General features: G+C 41.8%; 14 protein-coding genes. 7 read left to right on the top strand and 7 right to left on the bottom strand.

Annotated features, from left to right (window positions below; all coding sequences use genetic code 11):
• The first annotated feature begins 5 nt into the window (after positions 1 to 5).
• The 5 genes from C727_RS0117135 to C727_RS0117115 all read left to right on the top strand — a co-directional run bounded on the left by C727_RS0117135 (position 6) and on the right by C727_RS0117115 (position 5,205).
• The gene (locus C727_RS0117135; RefSeq protein ID WP_017446894.1) at positions 6 to 935 is read left to right on the top strand and encodes an XdhC family protein; all 930 of its coding nucleotides are present in this window, start codon (positions 6 to 8) and stop codon (positions 933 to 935) included.
• Entirely contained in the window at positions 932 to 1,534 is a 603-nt protein-coding gene (locus C727_RS0117130; RefSeq protein ID WP_017446893.1) for a nucleotidyltransferase family protein, read from the top strand. Before C727_RS0117135 ends, C727_RS0117130 begins: the two co-directional genes overlap by 4 nt.
• Positions 1,535 to 2,020: a (2Fe-2S)-binding protein gene (locus C727_RS0117125; protein WP_017446892.1), complete on the top strand. Its 486-nt coding sequence runs from the start codon at positions 1,535 to 1,537 to the stop codon at positions 2,018 to 2,020.
• A complete protein-coding gene (locus C727_RS0117120) occupies positions 2,013 to 4,190 on the top strand; it encodes a xanthine dehydrogenase family protein molybdopterin-binding subunit (RefSeq protein ID WP_017446891.1) in 2,178 nt (725 codons plus the stop codon). Before C727_RS0117125 ends, C727_RS0117120 begins: the two co-directional genes overlap by 8 nt.
• 127 nt (positions 4,191 to 4,317) lie before the next feature.
• Positions 4,318 to 5,205: a LysR family transcriptional regulator gene (locus C727_RS0117115; RefSeq protein WP_017446890.1), complete on the top strand. Its 888-nt coding sequence runs from the start codon at positions 4,318 to 4,320 to the stop codon at positions 5,203 to 5,205.
• A 39-nt stretch (positions 5,206 to 5,244) separates the two neighbouring features.
• On the opposite strand, the gene C727_RS0117110 is transcribed toward C727_RS0117115, so the two are convergent.
• Together C727_RS0117110 and C727_RS0117105 are read right to left on the bottom strand one after the other, a co-directional pair.
• Entirely contained in the window at positions 5,245 to 6,639 is a 1,395-nt protein-coding gene (locus C727_RS0117110) for a hypothetical protein (RefSeq protein WP_017446889.1), read from the bottom strand.
• Between the two features lie 43 nt (positions 6,640 to 6,682).
• Positions 6,683 to 9,097: a TonB-dependent receptor gene (locus C727_RS0117105; protein ID WP_017446888.1), complete on the bottom strand. Its 2,415-nt coding sequence runs from the start codon at positions 9,095 to 9,097 to the stop codon at positions 6,683 to 6,685.
• Positions 9,098 to 9,236: 139 nt separating this feature from the next.
• Here C727_RS0117105 and C727_RS0117100 point away from each other — a divergent pair, with 139 nt between their 5' ends.
• Complete coding sequence (locus C727_RS0117100) at positions 9,237 to 10,460, top strand: DEAD/DEAH box helicase (RefSeq protein ID WP_017446887.1); 1,224 nt, start codon at positions 9,237 to 9,239, stop codon at positions 10,458 to 10,460.
• Positions 10,461 to 10,536: 76 nt separating this feature from the next.
• Here the strand turns inward: C727_RS0117100 and C727_RS0117095 are convergent, their stop codons facing one another.
• The 4 genes from C727_RS0117095 to C727_RS0117080 all read right to left on the bottom strand — a co-directional run bounded on the left by C727_RS0117095 (position 10,537) and on the right by C727_RS0117080 (position 14,744).
• Positions 10,537 to 11,325, bottom strand: a complete 789-nt coding sequence (locus C727_RS0117095; protein WP_237742355.1) for a 3-keto-disaccharide hydrolase — start codon at positions 11,323 to 11,325, stop codon at positions 10,537 to 10,539.
• 180 nt (positions 11,326 to 11,505) lie between these two features.
• The gene (locus tag C727_RS0117090; RefSeq protein WP_017446885.1) at positions 11,506 to 12,267 is read right to left on the bottom strand and encodes a 3-keto-disaccharide hydrolase; all 762 of its coding nucleotides are present in this window, start codon (positions 12,265 to 12,267) and stop codon (positions 11,506 to 11,508) included.
• Positions 12,268 to 12,297: 30 nt separating this feature from the next.
• Positions 12,298 to 13,845: a DUF7133 domain-containing protein gene (locus tag C727_RS0117085; RefSeq protein WP_017446884.1), complete on the bottom strand. Its 1,548-nt coding sequence runs from the start codon at positions 13,843 to 13,845 to the stop codon at positions 12,298 to 12,300.
• Positions 13,845 to 14,744 carry a c-type cytochrome gene (locus C727_RS0117080; RefSeq protein ID WP_017446883.1) on the bottom strand — a complete coding sequence of 300 codons (900 nt, stop codon included), beginning with the start codon at positions 14,742 to 14,744 and terminating at the stop codon, positions 13,845 to 13,847. The genes C727_RS0117085 and C727_RS0117080 overlap by 1 nt, the downstream gene beginning before the upstream one ends.
• A gap of 137 nt (positions 14,745 to 14,881) precedes the next feature.
• Between C727_RS0117080 and C727_RS0117075 the strand changes: the two genes are divergently transcribed.
• The gene (locus C727_RS0117075) at positions 14,882 to 16,315 is read left to right on the top strand and encodes a helix-turn-helix domain-containing protein (RefSeq protein ID WP_017446882.1); all 1,434 of its coding nucleotides are present in this window, start codon (positions 14,882 to 14,884) and stop codon (positions 16,313 to 16,315) included.
• Between the two features lie 83 nt (positions 16,316 to 16,398).
• Here the strand turns inward: C727_RS0117075 and C727_RS0117070 are convergent, their stop codons facing one another.
• The gene (locus tag C727_RS0117070; protein WP_017446881.1) at positions 16,399 to 16,743 is read right to left on the bottom strand and encodes a cupin domain-containing protein; all 345 of its coding nucleotides are present in this window, start codon (positions 16,741 to 16,743) and stop codon (positions 16,399 to 16,401) included.
• Positions 16,744 to 16,752: the final 9 nt, after the last annotated feature.

Here is a 16,752-nt window from a genome sequence, read left to right as displayed (position 1 = left end):
TCGTTTTGTTTAACTCGCTGAAAAGTTGTCATATTCAGTCTTTGTTAACGGCTTGGTATTCGTTAAAAGAGCAGTGCCGTTGGGTATTGGCCAGCATTAGTCGTACTCAGGGTTCAGCTTATTTAAAAGCTGGCACTATCATGTTAATCAGCGATCAAGGGCATAGCCTAGGAATGCTCAGCGGAGGATGTTTAGAAGCCGACGTTAAACGCAATGCACAAAAAGTCATCAGCTTAAATAAAACAAAAACACTGATCTACCAAGCTCAGTCAGATGCGGACAATGCCCACTTAGCCAGTACCGGCTGTGGCGGTGAGATCAGTGTATTATTACAAGTAGTATCAGCAGAGAACGACTACCAAGATTTAGTTAAACTCTATGAGTTTTTGAAAAACGGCCAAGTGGCTTATTATCAGTTTTGTTCACAATCGGTTAATCGTTGCCTTGATAGACCTTCCCCCGATTTTGTGAATGTTTTCACCTATCAGCCCACCACCCGATTAGCATTATTTGGTATCGGCTTAGATACCGTCCCTTTGGCACACATGGCGATGATACTGGGCTGGCAAGTATATTTGTTTGACCACCGGCCTAACCGTTTACCACTGAGTTTGTTTCCGGAAAATTGCCAATTGAATTATCAACGCCCTGAAATACGACAAATACCCGATGTAGATGCTGCCGTTGTTATGGGCCATAACCTAAAATTTGACGAACAGGCTTTGCGCCAACTTAACCAACAAAAACATCTCAAATATCTAGGTTTGTTAGGCCCGCAGCACCGCAAAGAAACCTTGTTGGCACGCATTGCTGAACCACTAAATCATAAATGTTTTGGCCCTGTTGGTTTGGATATTGGCGGAAATCTACCAGAAGAAGTAGCATTATCTTGTCTCAGCCAAATTCAAGCCGTTATACACGGAAAAATGCAATGAATTTGGCTGTTTTAATTTTAGCTGCGGGTCAGAGTCGTCGCTTTAACGGAATTAAACAAATCGCACGGGTTCATCAAACCCCACTTATTCAATATCAAATTAACAAACTTATACAATTACAACTGCCTATTTTTATCGTTTTGGGTGCCAACGCTGGCAAAATTACACCGTATTTAACTCATTATGACAGGCTAGAGCCAGTGTATAACGACGACTGGCAAACCGGGATTGGCGGCTCAATTGCCAAAGGTGTGCAAGCTTTAGCGCAAAGTTCGAACAGATTTGACGGCGTTTTAATACAGCCGCTTGACCAAATAGCAATTAGTTTAGCCAGCTATAAGACACTTATAGCTTTGCATCGCACCAAACCTAACTATATCACATCGGCCTATTACCAAAATATCTTTGGCTGCCCTACTGTGTTTCCGATGCGCTACTTTGAACATCTAAAACAACTTACCGGCGATCGAGGTGCCGCGAATCTGATACAAAAAGCCGAAAAAATAAACTCAATTGAACTCAGCTCAGCCACGATAGACGTAGACACCCGAGCGGATCTGGTGGCTTACCATAACTTATATTTAACAAAGGTGAAGTAGATGGCGATTTATGAATTAAGCGTTAACCAGCGCACCCATAGCGTTGATGTTGACCCTGATATGCCTGTGCTTTGGGTATTAAGGGATGTATTAGGCCTCACTGGTACTAAATTTGGCTGCGGCAAAGGCTTATGTGGGGCTTGCACTGTATTGTTTAATGGTCATGCGGTACGCAGTTGCAGTTTGCCAGTTGCGGCCGTGCAAAACGGCGAGTTAATAACCATCGAAGAAGTTGATAAAATTAGCCAATATCAAACCCAAGCCATCCCGATAAAACAAGCCTGGATTGAGCATAAGGTGCCACAATGTGGCTACTGCCAACCAGGCCAAATTATGTCAGCGGTGGCCTTATTAAAAAACAATGACAAGCTAGATCGCAAACAAATTATTCAGCAAATGTCTGGCAATATTTGCCGCTGTGGCACCTATCAAAGAATTGAAAAAGCGATTTTATCGGTCGCCAAAGGAGCCAGTGACGATGAGTAAATCAACCTCTGTCAATATTGTTAATTTAAGTCGGCGTCAATTATTAAAAGCCAGTGCCGGCGCTGGTTTATTATTTTCACTTAAATGTAGGTTAGCTCATGCTGCCACCGAAACCGCGCAAAAATCCGAGCTCAATTTATTTGTTAACCTGTATTCAGATAATCAATTAGAGATCTTGTGTAATCGCTCTGAAATGGGCCAAGGGATCCGTGTGAGTTTTGCCCAGATAATCGCCGATGAAATGTATGCCGACTGGCAATATGTGAGTGTGCAGCAATCAATTGGTGACAAACGTACCGGCAATCAAAATACCGATGGTTCCCGCTCAATTAGGTTATATTACAACAAACTTCGTCTGCTAGGTGCGAGCGCGCTTTATATGCTTAAAGCAGCCGCCGCTCAATTATGGCAAGTTCCAGTCACTCAACTAACGGCACAAAAACATTATATTATTGATACCCGAACCGGCCGCAAAGCGGCTTTTGGTGAGTTAGCTGAACTGGCTGCCAAACAATCAATCCCAGATGAAAAGTCACTGACACTAAAATCTAAAGAGCAATTTGAATATATTGGAAAAGGCATCACCTCAATTGACTTTAACCCAATGGTGAACGGTCGGGCCGAGTTCGGCCAAGACGTCATGCTACCAAATATGTTATATGCCTGTCTGAAACGCTCGCCAGTATTATCGTCAGAAATTGAGGCTTACGATGACAGCGAATGTAAAAAAATTAACGGCGTAAAACAAGTGCTGACTTTAGGCAGTGGAGCGTTTCCAGCGCACTTTAACCCCTTACCAGCGGTTGCAGTATTGGCCGAACATACATGGGCCGCTATCAAAGGCGTTAGAGCCCTTAAAGTTGACTGGAAACAAACAGACTATCATGGTTATCACAGTGACACCGACTTACACTACAAAACAAAAAATCTGACGGCGCTAAACGCGAAACAACGTGCTCAGAAAAAACCTGACACTCCATTGCCGAATGATTTAAATCAATTTTCAGCCACTTATGTGTTGCCTTACTTAGCACACGCCCCGATGGAACCGCCCGCTGCAAGCGCCGTGTTTCACTCTGAGTCTAACCTAGAAATCTGGGCTTGTGTGCAGTCTCCCCAAGCGGTGCAACAAAAAGCTGCACAAATTACTGGCCTAGATGAAAAAAATATTCGAGTCAATGTGACCTTTTTAGGCGGTGCTTTTGGCCGCAAAGCGCAACCTGATTTTGTTATGGAAGCGGTAATATTAGCCCGTCAAACCGGTCAACCAGTAAAAGTAATTTGGCAACGGGAAGATGATATCCAGCATGATTATTACCATGCTGCAAGCATAACTAAACATACAGCGCGCTACCAACATCAGCGAATTCATGAGTGGCAAGCAGAAACCTGTTTTACCCCAATTCCGTCTTTATTTAATATTAATAAAACTCATCCAAGTGGTGGTGAAATGCAGGATTTGATCCGCCATAACTATGCGATAGATAGTCAAAAAACTTTAAGTTTTCCCTACCCTGCACAAACCCGGATTGCATGGTTACGCTCTGTTGCAAACATCCAACATGGCTTTTCTATCGGCTGCTTTATGGACGAAATGGCTCATCAAATGCAAATAGATCCGGTCGAACATTGGCAACACTTATTGGCAAAAAATGACCAAAATAAAGGTTTGAACGCTGCGCTTAAACAGGTTTATCAATCCTCTGGTTGGTCGCAAAAATCACACTTACCAGCAGGCGAAGCGCTAGGAATTGCATTGCACCATAGTTTTGCCAGCGACATTGCGGTTGTCTCCCATGTTTCGGTCAAGGATAATAAACTCCTCGTAAAAAAAGTCTATATCAGCGCCCATGTGGGTACTTGGGTAAATGAAGACAGAGTCACAGCCCAAATGGAAGGTAGTGTAATATTTGGCCTATCAATTGCGCTATTCAATAAAATCAGTTTTAAAGACGGTGCCGTTGAACAATCAAACTTTAATGATTACCAAGTTGTTAGAATCAACCAAGCGCCTGAGATTCATGTTGATTTAGTACCGAGTGAAGCCCAACCAGGTGGTGTTGGTGAGCCGGGTTTACCACCCGTTGCCCCGAGTATTGTTAACGCTATTTTTGCCGCAACGGGGCAAAGACACCGCCAATTACCCCTTAACCAATTTTATCAAGTTTAACCTCATACACTATCGAGCGGCTGTTATTTAAATACTTGCTGTTTAAATATTGCTGCTCTTTCACATTGCAAAAAGTAGCAACAATGGCAAAATATTTTTATATAATCTGCAAAAATAGGTCAGTTCAATGTCGGTACAAAGCAAAACCCAAGACTTGCAAGCCTTTTTAACTGTGAACGATAGTGGCAGTTTTTCTGCTGCGGCTCGGCTACTCGATCAGCCGGTTGCAAAGGTCAGTCGAGCAATCAGTCGACTTGAAGATACATTGAAAGTCACTTTATTTAACAGAACAACGCGGCGTATTGAATTAACTGTTGAAGGACAAGAATTTTTAACCTATGTGCGCGATGGTTTAAATTTATTAGAAAAAGGAGAAGAAAATTTACGTTTACTTAAAGGCACTCCGAGAGGTCAATTAAGAATAGATGCAGCGAGCCCATTTGTATTACATCAAATCACACCAAATATTAAGGGGTTTATGCAAGCCTACGAAAATATCAGCTTAGATATTACCAGCAATGACAGCATTATAGATCTGCTTGAACATAAAACCGATATTGCCATTCGTATCGGCCAACTTTCAGACTCAAATTTAAATGCGCGTACATTGGGTCGCAGCCGTTTACATTTAGTGGCTAGCCCGGGCTATTTAAAAAACAGGCCAATTAAGGGTAATGCAAGCACCTTAGCACAACACCAGTTAATTGGTTTCAGTTTAGGTTCACGTTTGAATGAATGGCCTCTAAAACAAGCAGTTAAACTACATTTTACGATCAGAGCCTCAAGCGGTGAAACAATACGCCAACTTTGTCTGGCCGATCAGGGCATTGCTTTATTATCAAACTTTATGGTTAATCGAGATATTTTAGATGGCCGCTTAATCAGCGTATTTAGTGAGGATATAGTGTCGCCTAACCCACGTGAAGCGGTGCAAGCTGTGTATTACAAAAATACGGCGGTTTCCGCTCGCATTAAAGCGTTTTTAGATTACTTAAGCCCACGCTTATCACTATAATAAGCGTGGGTCAGTTGAAAGCTGTCCAACATTGAACACTTAGTGATCGTGGTCGTGCTCTTCTTCTTCGGCAATCCCTAACCAAGTGATGGCAGCAGGTGCATAATTTAACTCAACAACTTCTTCTGTTGTTTTATCATGCAAATCAACGGCAATAATATGTTGAGCAATAGGATCAGCAACATAAACCATATCTGAATTTTGCGCGACCGTCATCTTAAAGCCATAGCCTTCTGGCATTTGACTCACATCTTCATCACTGATGCTAATTCTTTCATCAAAGACCCATTTGTTTTGTTCGCCTTCGCTCTGCTCAGATAAAAAGGTTAATTGAGCTTGATTGTCTAAAATTAAAAAGTGCTCACCATCGTGGGAAAAGGCGTAAGCAACCGGCGTTGCATCTGTTAATGGTTGCCAATCGATTTCGCTCATTTGAGCATTTTCGGCATCTAAGGTGACCAAAACTGCCGGGCCACCGCCATGTGCTGAAGCAACACCAATGGCGGTACTAGCATCATGGTGCGCATATACAGTACCAATACGTAAATCGCCAACCGCATCAATGTTATCAATTTTAACCGCACTAAAGCTTTCGTCTTCAGCCACAGCCACTAATACACCATCGCTGCAACCAAAGATGTAATGGTGTTCTTGTTGACCGGCGCCGTGCAAATCAGGACAAAGTTCGGTAAAAACATGCTCTTGATGGAAATGATCATCATGACGATGATATACCGCTACTTGATCAGGCAATACTTTAGCATTTGACGTATTTTCATCATCACTGCGTCGCACAGTAGAAACTAACATATCTCCTGCCGGCTTGGCGACACCATGCATGTTTATTGAATATTCCAAGGTAGCGAGATCACTGCTTTCGCCGCTGATATCCGCATCAGTTAATACAATTACCGCGGCATTTTCGCCAGTTTCACTATTACCATCAAAAAAGATCGCTGTTTGACCATCATGATTAACAATATGAGTTGGACGACTACCTGTTACTTCATAATCTGTTAAAGCCGGATCTTGTTCAAAGTCGTGCAAATGGTCACCATGATCTTCACGAAACAAACCACCATCGATAAAATTAACTTTGTCGGCCGAGCGATAATTCAACATTGCGTATCGGTAGCCCGCTGAGGCCGACAATGCCGGTAATTCACTGTCTAAACTAAAGGTTTTTAATAAGCTTATTTCGTCTAAATCATATACATCAGCGTGATTACTGGCAGCCGAAAGCACAACCAAACGACCCGCACTATCAATAAGATAACCATCACCATGATCGTGATCATCATTATGGTCATGATCATCATCTGGCACTTCAATTGGGTCTTTTTCAACAATATTGGTTTCTGCATCACCACAGGCAACCAATGTCAGAGCGCTGATCAATACTGCCAGTGGCTTCAACTTTAAATAACTTTGCATAATATTTGCTTCCTGTTCCGTATGTTTTAGGATTTTGTAATAATTAAAAATAACCGCGTAGACCGATTGTAAAATCACGCCCTGGTCGAGGTGCTAACTCTTTTAGATATGAGCTGTGGACACGGGCTTGGGTATCTGTAAGATTTTTAACACTAAAATACAGCGAGGTTTCTTGTTCAAATACTCTTAGATCGTATGAAAAGTGCAAATTGACCAAGGTATAACCGTCGGTTTCAGTTTCGTTTGGTGCAACATCATCTTGTGATTGGTAACGGGTAATATCTAGATCAGTATTTAAACCAAAGGCGCTATAACTGACTTGACCGACAAATCTAAGCGGTGGCGTGCGTGGCAACGGCTGGCCGTTTTTTAATTCAGCCGACACATAGTCAGACAACAAGGTAAGCTTTAACGCAGGTGAAGCTTGCCAAGCAACCTGTGCTTCGAAGCCTTTTAAAATCACATCGTCGGTTGCCATCCAATACACTGGCAATTCATCTACATGCGCTTCTTCGTCACCATGGTCGTGCTCATCCCCATGGTCATGCTCATCGCCATGATCATGGTCATGACTGAATTCAGCATATAATCCCGTTGTTTTCTGGTAATAATAATTATCAACTTGGTTATAAAATGCGTTAAATACAAACCCTAAAGCGCCTTCACTTTTTCGGAAAGTCAGGTCTATATTTTGCGATGTTTCTAGTTCAATTGGTGTTTCGTTCAAGACAAAACTATGCTCACCCTTTGTTTCTACCAATTCGAAGAGTGCGCCTACTTCGTATGATCCTGTTCCTATATGAGGTCCAAATGACATCAACTCAGCCGCTGATGGCGCGCGCTCGGCGTGTGATAATGAAACGGCAAAATTGTAGCCTGGCATAAATTTCCAAACCACACCGGTAGATAAGCTAACAGGGGTAAAAGTTTGCTCTACATCAAACACGCGAGTGACTGTTTCGTCATGCTCGTGGCCGTGATCATGACTGTGCTCATCGCTATCGTCATGCTCGCCATCATCATGTTCGTGCATATCAAGCGACGGTAATAGCAGGTTGTCGGTAGATATTTCGACCCTCTCAACTCTGGCGCCTAATTGCAGTAAAAACTCATCAAAATGTTTTTCTTCCATGAACGCAAGCGCAAATGCATCCGTATCTGACGCCGGCGTGAACGCTTCGTCACCAACTGCTGAAAATTCGCTTGTTTTAACTTGCAAACTCATTCCACCATGCCAATGAGCAAACGCTTGATGTTCTATTTCTAATTTGATTTCATTATTTTGATTGTCAAACAGGGTTCCGACCTGGCCATTTTCGATTTCCATGTGTTGATAATCGGTGAACGCAGCCCGAGTTGATACTTTTTTAATCAACGGGTGGTTGTTAAAGTTTAATTCACTTAACACTTGAACTTGTGTTTGCTCTAAATCGGCATAAACAGATTCGGCTTCATCAGAATGTTCACCACCGTGTGAATGACCGGGTATACCATACTCACGGTTAAACTGCTCAACCGAAACGCCAACATAACCTTGATCAAACAAGTAACTGGCCCCTAACGTAAAACCATCAGATTCTTCTTGGCTGTTTTCAACAATGCCAGGTTCTACCGGTATTTCGTAACTATCCGACTCACGCCAATAACCATCCGCATATACAGCAATATTATTCCAACCGCTTGTTACGTTAAAGTTGGCTAGATTTTTATCATTTACGGTACTGTGCTCAAGCGACCACTCCCCTGTGGTTTGATTATTAGTGGGTACACGTTTATCAACCACATTAACCACACCGCCAATAGCCCCGCTGCCGTAGAACAAAGTTGCTGGCCCGCGCAATACTTCAATTTGCTGTGACGTAGAGGCTTCCGCTGCGATTGAATGATCTGGGCCTGTTCGTGACACATCACCTACATCCAAACCATTTTTAGCAATCATGACTCTCGGGCCACTTAACCCACGGATGATCGGGGTGCTGGCAACATTGCCATGAAAGTTTGTTTGTACCCCCACCAGCTTTTCTAAGCTATCCCCTAAGGTTGCAGCTTGCTGACGGCGCAAGGTCTCGCCACCCAACACAGTGACCGGAGTTGCCGACTCCATGACAGATAAGTGCACAGGTGCAGCAACCACGTCGATGACTTCGATTGGCGACTGTGACAGCTCAAATCTTTGGTTTGATAAACCGCTGGCTGGCACTTGGATGTTTTGATGAAGATGAGCGTAGCCTTTAGTAAAAATATGGATTTCTTGCTCACCAGAATTGGCTGGTAATTTAAATCGCCCTGATTGATCTGTTTTTACCTGTGCATTTCCGCTTTCTAAACGAATATTTGCATTCGCTATCGGTTGGTTTTGTCGATCAACCACAATGCCATGTAAAAACTGAGCGTTTGCGAATGTCGGCATCAAGGCCGCCACCCCAAGGGCTAATTTAGTTTTTTGATATGAATTCATTTGCATGCCTTTAGATGTTATATTATTACTCTTTATTATTGCAATGTTATAATATAACAAAATATCAGGCAAGGATTTGTTTGCCCTTATCGGTCAGCGCCTGTATTATGCGTGCTCACTTCCTAGGTTAATGGTATTCATGTCGTCTCAAAGTCAATTTTCGCAACTCGGTTTAAGTCAATCTCTATTACAAGCGATCGATAAACAAGGGTATAAACAAGCTTCACCAATCCAAAAAAAAGCTATTCCACTCATCTTAAAACAAAAAGATTTAATGGCTGCAGCCCAAACAGGGACAGGGAAAACTGCTGCGTTTACGCTGCCTGTGATCCAACTGTTAAGCGCTGGTAAGAGTGCTCGTGCAAATCAAGCACGCTGCTTAATTCTTACACCGACCCGCGAGTTAGCGGCACAAGTTGCCGACAATGTGGCTAAATACGCTGAATTTACCAATATTAAAAGCACGGTCGTTTTTGGTGGTGTAAAAATTAATCCCCAAATGCAAAAGTTGCGCGGTGGCGTTGATATTTTAATTGCAACACCGGGCCGTTTGCTCGATTTATATCAACAGAATGCGGTTAAATTTGATCAGTTAGAGCTTTTTATCTTAGATGAAGCCGATAGAATGCTGGATATGGGATTTATACGCGATATTCGTAAAATCGCGGCGTTAATGCCAAAACATAAACAAAGTTTACTATTTTCGGCCACTTTCACTCCAGAAATACGCCAGCTAGCAAAAACCTTTACCCATAATGCCAGTGAAATTTCAGTCGATCCGGAAAACAGCCGCGCCGAGACTATTCAACAAATCTTACACGTGGTTGATCAAGGCGATAAAGCGAGTGTATTAATACGTTTGATCAAACAAAATAATTGGCAGCAAGTGCTTGTATTTACTCGCACTAAACACGGCGCCAATAGACTGAGTAAAAAGTTGGATCAAGCGGGCATTAAAAGTGCAGCCATTCATGGCAATAAAAGTCAGGGGGCTAGAACCCGCGCTTTAGCCGAGTTTAAAGCCAATGAGTTACAAGTCCTAGTGGCGACAGATATTGCCGCTCGTGGGTTAGATATTGCGCAGCTGCCGCATGTAATAAACTTTGAATTGCCTCATGTTGCGCAAGATTATGTGCATCGAATTGGTCGTACCGGCCGAGCGGGTGCTAAAGGTCATGCTGTGTCTTTAGTCTGTTTTGACGAGTTAAAACAACTTCAAGGCATAGAATCTTTGATTGGTGAGTTAATAGAGCGCGTTAAACTAGATGACTATCAAGCCAAAAAAGATTTACCTTTACTTAAACTAAAACCGTTTAAAGCGCCGCGACCGAAAAAAAAGCGTCCCGCCCAGCGCACTAATTAATATTGAGCTCTAGTCTAACGCTTGTGCTAATCTCAGCCGCAATTGCTGTACTGAGATTAGTCAACAGCAACTTCTACTAAGGCCGCTTTAAGTCTAACTCGCGAACCCAGATATTGCGAAAGGACACGGGTGAACCATGATCTTGAATGACCAAAGGCTCTTTAGCTTTATGCGCTTTATAAGGTGTCACTTTTTTATGTCGTGTGGGACCTTCTATTGGCGTGCGTAAATGCACTAAAACGCCATTATGAAACGCAGTGACATGAGCTTTTTTAACTAACTTACCTTGTTTATCAAATTCAGGGGCTTCAAAAATAATATCATAAGATTGCCATTCGTCTGCTGGCCTTGCCGCATTAACCAGTGGCGGCGTTTGACCATAAATAGCAGCAGCTTGACCGTCTGGATAATTTGCATTGTTATGAGATTGCATTATCTGAAACTCATATCGCCCCATTAAAAATAGGCCGCTATTCCCGCGCGATGGCGCATACTTATCCAATTGCGCAGGCGATCGCCACTCGACATGCAATTGCATATCACCAAATGCTTGACGGGTTCGTATTGACTGGTGTTTACCGGTTTCTGGATCCTGTTGAATGGTCATTACTCCGTCTTCTATTAACCATTCAGGTTTTCTGTCATCACCCCAAGCTCTCGCAAATGCGTCCATATTTTTACCGTCAAATAAAACAGTTGCATCTGACGGTGGTGGCACAGAAACCGCCGATTGAGTTGTAACTATTTTCGGCTGAGGTCTATTGGGATCATGCACATGCCATTGAGTACCCGGAATAATTGGGGTATTGGTATAACCAGGTACTTTCTGTTTGTTGGCAGCCTCGACCAAATTCAACGGGTTCATAACACCCATCACCAAACAAGTGCATGTGAGCATAGATACGCGATTAAGGTTGGTTTTAAATTTAGCTAACATAGTGCTTGCTCTCTATTATTTAATATATAATCCGTTTAAATATAATTTATTTATTTTATATCCGATTAAAACATGATTTTATCGCTTTAACAAATACGCTGAAGGGTATTAAAGCGGCCTCACCCAAATGTTACGAAAACTAATTTTTCCGCCATGATCTTGCAGTAAAATAGGTTCGCAGCCATGGGCATCAAAATATTTAGGCTCGCCTACATACATAGTTTTACCTTTAATTTCGTACTGATCTTGAACCAAGATCCCATTGTGTAACACACTGATGTTAGCGGCTTTAACCAACTCACCTTGCTCATCGAACCTTGGCGCTTTAAAAATAATGTCGTAACTATTCCAGTCACCAGCTGGTGATATAGCATCCACCAGAGGCACCGATTGTTTGTAGATAGAAGCCGCTTGGCCGTTAACATAAATTGGCCGCCCGTAGGTCTCTAATATTTGCACCTCATAACGCCTCTGTATTTTAATGCCACTGTTGGCATGGCCTGGGGCATTGGCTGCCCTTTCTTCTTTACGCGGTGCTCGCCACTCTAAATGCATTTGCATGTCACAAAATTTTTGTTTACTAATAATAGAGCCTGATTTAGGGGTCACCGTTAAAATACCCTCTTGCAAATGCCACTTAACGGAGTCGCCATTTGTATGCTGCCATTGTGCGTTTACATCAACGCCTTTATTTAACAGAATAATTGCATCTGACGGGATCGGTTTTGCACTGACTTTTTGTGGCACTGGTTGCCAAACTTCGGTCAGCTTTGGGGAGGGTTTTGGCTCATTTGCATTCAGCATCATGCTGCACCCTAACAAGCTTAAGCCAAACAAAAGTTGGTTTTTAGTGACTAGATTATTATTCATGCGTTTTACTCTTTTTAAAATCTAAAACCATTAAGGTAATTGGCTTAGCTGATATCTAAGTACGTGTCCCATTAACGGGCGGCCTTTTTCATCGGTCAAGGCACCTAGATCAATGGTATATAAATGATCTTTAATTAAATCTTTTGTCGATAACAAGATACTGTTAGGCTCATTTGCCACTGCTTTAACGGTGAAATCAACCGCTTGTAAATTAATTTTTGGCGAACCATAATGTTTGTGATACCGATAAGTATGGCGCGTGATATTAGTGTCTTGCGGCAAGGATTTAACTGGCTGGTTAAAGGTTATTTTAAAACCCGATTCAACTAATTTGACCTGCTCAACAATAAACATAGGTTTATCAGTGCGCTGGATTTTGACTAAGCCTTCGTCCCCTGCCCAACCTAGATGGATTTTACCAATCCAAAGGCTATCATCCTTGGCAAAATCTAAACGGAAGTTACCGATTCCTAACTCTTCACCGCCAATAAATGGGATCAAAGTACCTTGTTTATGACCTTTTACCTGATCTGGCAAATATCTAATTAACTGCGACATATTCATCTCGCCAATGATTAACTCCCCTTCGGGTAAACCAAAACTTGCATGGCCAGTGGTCGTAAGCGGTTGTGTTGGTGAGTTGGCTAACTCGCCTTGAGGAAATAATGCAGCCGGTCGTTTACGCATTTTTTCGATATCCGACGTTTTGATATCCTTATGTGCAATATCCCATCCATCTAACCAGTTGAGTGCCGCTGGGTGATGGGCGAAGTCACCTTTGTTTACCGCGACTAAAGGGCTGGTTGCTATCCAATCCCCTTGATTATCAGTGACCCAAAGTTGATCACTTTTATCTACGTGTACACCCGCTGGCGAGCGAAAACCAGCCGCAAAAGGTTCAGCTTTGCCGTCTGGCGATACTTTTATCACCCAACCTCGGTAAGGCGCACAAGAAAACATACGAGTGACTTGTTTTCGATAACCTTTTATCCACGCTTGTTTATCATGGTATTTTTCCATTTCTTTTTTAGGGTTACATTTATCACTATAGTTGCCACGAATGTTTTCAAATACACCCGCAAAATTAGACGCAACATTAAGTGAAATATAATAGTTACCCTCGCTATCGCGTGCCGGCCCAAACGCAAATTCATGGTAGTTGCCTGTCATGCCAAAATCATCGTATAAAGTGCGGTATTGATCAGCTTTGCCGTCGCCGTCGGTATCACTAATTCGCGTTAATTCGGGCTTTTGCATTACAACAAAAGTGCCTGGGCGCTCTTCCACAATGCCGAGCGGTAAGTGCAAACCTTTGGCAAAGGTTTTCCAGCTTCCTTTTTTAGGGTCATAGATCACTATCTCACCACTGTTTAACGCCAAACCAATTCGGCCGTCTTGCATAACAGTTAAGCCACCGATTTGTGGATCAACCGTTTCGGGGTAATCAACTCGTTCAATGGAATAGTAGTCTAACCAAGAATTTTTTTGGGTTTCTTGTTCGGCATTCGCACTGGTCGTAGCGAAAGCCACTAGCCCTAAAACACACTTAGATAATAAATTTTGTGCAAATTTTTTCATTATAAACTTACCTCTACCGTAAAGTTTTGAGCTTGCGCGGCGGTTAATTTAAGCTGCTTTCCATCCCATTGACCTTTGTTCACTTTGAGCTTGGCGCTGTTTTGCTGGCTAGGGTTTAACTGGCTAAAATTAAGGTTAATGGTTTTATCGACACCACTGATTTTAAATGTGCGCTTGAAGCTTTTTTCTGTAGCACCTTGGCTTATTTTTTCACGTACACGGACTGCCCCTATTTGATAAATAAACTCAGGTATGTCGCTGTGCATGTCGTAACCGATAAAAGAGATATCTTGGTTGCCTGACAGTATAATCGGCTCAGCAGACTCCCAATACAGCACTTTTTCACGGTTTTCTTCGAGCGCGTTTTCGCCGTTAAAAGGCGCGTGAGTTGGATAGACATAACGCAATCTCGCGATAGTTGTGTCCCATACCAAAGTAAGCGAAGGGCTTAAACTGATAGCAATAGAAGCTGGGCTGGTAAACGGTAGATATTTACGCGTTAAATAAGGAAAGGTTTTAGCTGGCGGTCTAAACGGCTTAAACTTAGGTTTAGGCTGGCGCTCTTTTAAATGCTGAGTTACGAATAAAATATATTGATGAATATCCGTTAAGGTATCTTCCCCCAGGTGAGCCATCGGTGGCATTTGGATGGTATCTGGATTTTTTTTACCTGGGTTTTTAGTCCAATTTAAAAACTCAGCGGTTTTATCCGCTGGGTATGTATCCCGCATATACACCATAGACGGGCCAGTGGTAAAATGATCCACTTTATGACAAGCCTGACAATTGGCATTAAACGCTTTTTTACCATTTTCATTTGCGAGTACAGCACCATCAGCAAATAAACTCGTTAGCAACAGTACTTTTAAACACTCTTTATATTTATTGATAAAATACATAATTTACCTTCAATACTATCTGTCGTGACAGAAGTTATATAAACTAGGTTTTAAGAGTAAACAAAAACCTGATTTAACATAAGTAACAAATCACCAACAAAATTTAATTAGAACGTAAATTTAACTGTTAAATAACTATGCAAACGATTGTTAAAAAAAGCTACAAGCCCAATAAAAATGAGCTCTTGAGCCACTTAAACGAGATCAAAAATAGCCAAACTATAGGTCGCTCAAAAGTTAACTGTAAATTGCTAAGTTATTTAGTTGAGCACTATTTATCTTTAACTGAACAAGAGTCAGACTATAAACCGCCAAAAGAAATTGAACTCGCAGTTAAGGTATTTGATCGCGAAAGCGACTTTAATCCAGCAGAAGATGCTTTTGTTAGAGTTTACATATCTAACCTTCGTAAAAAATTAAAAACCTATTATCAAACCGAGGGGGAAGATCAAAAGCTAAAAATAAATATCCCACCAGGCGGTTATGGGCTTAACTTTAGCTATCAAGAAAAACTAACAAATGATAAAGCCGAAACAGACGATGAAAAAGTTTTAGAGATTGATGCAAAACAAAATCAAGATTTAGAGGCAAGCATTCCTATAAGATCGACAAAAACTGCCTCGACAAGCAAACCAATAGAACCAGTCGGTGAAGTCGCAAATACGCGCCAACCCGACAAAAGCTCAGAAATAAAATCAGTCGCTATAATAGGATTAACGCTGTTATTGATCCTTTCTTTGGCGGCAAATTGGCTGCTAATACAAGCAGAAAAAAACACGCAGTTAACCCCTTATCAAGAAGTCCGCAAACATCCTTTGTGGCAACCTTTGTTGAACAATGACAAATCGACCTTGCTGGTGATAGGCAATCTATACATGTTGCATGGGGAAGACCCAGAAACAGGACGCGCAATCGGTATTAGAGATTATAATATTAATAGCGATCAGGACCTAGAGCTCTTTTTTTCTGAGTACCCGCACAAAAGAGGAAAACTGCGCCCCGGCAAAAGCCCATTTTTATTAAAAAATAGTGTTTTTGCCGCAAAACATTTATTGCCTTTGTTTAGCGATCCACGAAAAATAAACATTAAGCTCATTTCAGATTTAACACCAGATGATTTACGCGACTTTAATTTAATCTATTTAGGCCTGTATAAATCCCTTGGCACCTTAGACGTTTATTTACGCGGATCTAATTTACACTTGGATCAATACGCAAGCCGCTTAACGGACAAAAAATCTGGAAAAGTATATAGCGTGCGAGGAAACCCTCATCAGGAATATACAGACTATGGTGTATTTGCAAGATTTAACGGCCCAAGTGGCAACTTAATTATGACCTTTGCGGGCTTTTCCGATGCATCTGTTATACAGATGGCGAGATTTTTAACTAACCCCAAAAAGCTGTATTCAAAAAACTTTATTCATCATTTTTCAAGTTTAAAACAATCAGGAAATAGTAATTTTGAATTGATGTTTTCAACGTCGGGTTACGACAGAACGGATTTAGGATCTGAGGTTATCAGTAGCAATAAGCTTGATGAAAAAGCTATATGGGCAATGCCAAAATAAAACATGGATAATTAGTTTATAAGGCGCACTTGACGAGTTGCGCCTTATATTTACCCACTTATTTGTTTAGGAACAAATATTATTTATAAATCGTCGACAAAATCTTCACGTGCTGGGCTAAAGGTATCAATTAAGATACCGCCAGTTGGTGACGTTGCACCGTGGTCTGCATGTGGTGGAATTAAGCAGCTATCACCCGCTTTTAAAACTTTAGTCACACCATCGATGTTAAAATGAAATTCGCCTTCAACAATATAGGTCACTTGCGAATGTCTATGTGCGTGGTTATAACCTATGGCACCTTTGTCAAACCAAATTTTGACGGCCATTAACTCTTTGTTATACCCCAACATCTGACGATGAAGGCCACCGCCGATGTCTTCGATTTCGGTTTCGCTACCGTAAGAAAATATTTCACTTTGGCTCATTGTGATATC

This window comes from Gayadomonas joobiniege G7, from assembly GCF_000300815.1.
In the GTDB taxonomy this organism is placed as follows: domain Bacteria; phylum Pseudomonadota; class Gammaproteobacteria; order Enterobacterales; family Alteromonadaceae; genus Catenovulum; species Catenovulum joobiniege.
This window is presented reverse-complemented; position numbering and strand designations above follow the sequence as displayed.

Bases quoted from the DNA above. Each gene is read 5' to 3' on its own strand.
- C727_RS0117130 (WP_017446893.1), top strand. From the start codon at position 932: ATGAATTTGGCTGTTTTAATTTTAGCTGCGGGTCAGAGTCGTCGCTTT.
- C727_RS0117125 (WP_017446892.1), top strand. From the start codon at position 1,535: ATGGCGATTTATGAATTAAGCGTTAACCAGCGCACCCATAGCGTTGAT.
- C727_RS0117120 (WP_017446891.1), top strand. From the start codon at position 2,013: ATGAGTAAATCAACCTCTGTCAATATTGTTAATTTAAGTCGGCGTCAA.
- C727_RS0117115 (WP_017446890.1), top strand. From the start codon at position 4,318: ATGTCGGTACAAAGCAAAACCCAAGACTTGCAAGCCTTTTTAACTGTG.
- C727_RS0117110 (WP_017446889.1), bottom strand. From the start codon at position 6,639: ATGCAAAGTTATTTAAAGTTGAAGCCACTGGCAGTATTGATCAGCGCT.
- C727_RS0117105 (WP_017446888.1), bottom strand. From the start codon at position 9,097: ATGAATTCATATCAAAAAACTAAATTAGCCCTTGGGGTGGCGGCCTTG.
- C727_RS0117100 (WP_017446887.1), top strand. From the start codon at position 9,237: ATGTCGTCTCAAAGTCAATTTTCGCAACTCGGTTTAAGTCAATCTCTA.
- C727_RS0117095 (WP_237742355.1), bottom strand. From the start codon at position 11,325: ATGAACCCGTTGAATTTGGTCGAGGCTGCCAACAAACAGAAAGTACCT.
- C727_RS0117090 (WP_017446885.1), bottom strand. From the start codon at position 12,267: ATGAATAATAATCTAGTCACTAAAAACCAACTTTTGTTTGGCTTAAGC.
- C727_RS0117085 (WP_017446884.1), bottom strand. From the start codon at position 13,845: ATGAAAAAATTTGCACAAAATTTATTATCTAAGTGTGTTTTAGGGCTA.
- C727_RS0117080 (WP_017446883.1), bottom strand. From the start codon at position 14,744: ATGTATTTTATCAATAAATATAAAGAGTGTTTAAAAGTACTGTTGCTA.
- C727_RS0117075 (WP_017446882.1), top strand. From the start codon at position 14,882: ATGCAAACGATTGTTAAAAAAAGCTACAAGCCCAATAAAAATGAGCTC.
- C727_RS0117070 (WP_017446881.1), bottom strand. From the start codon at position 16,743: ATGAGCCAAAGTGAAATATTTTCTTACGGTAGCGAAACCGAAATCGAA.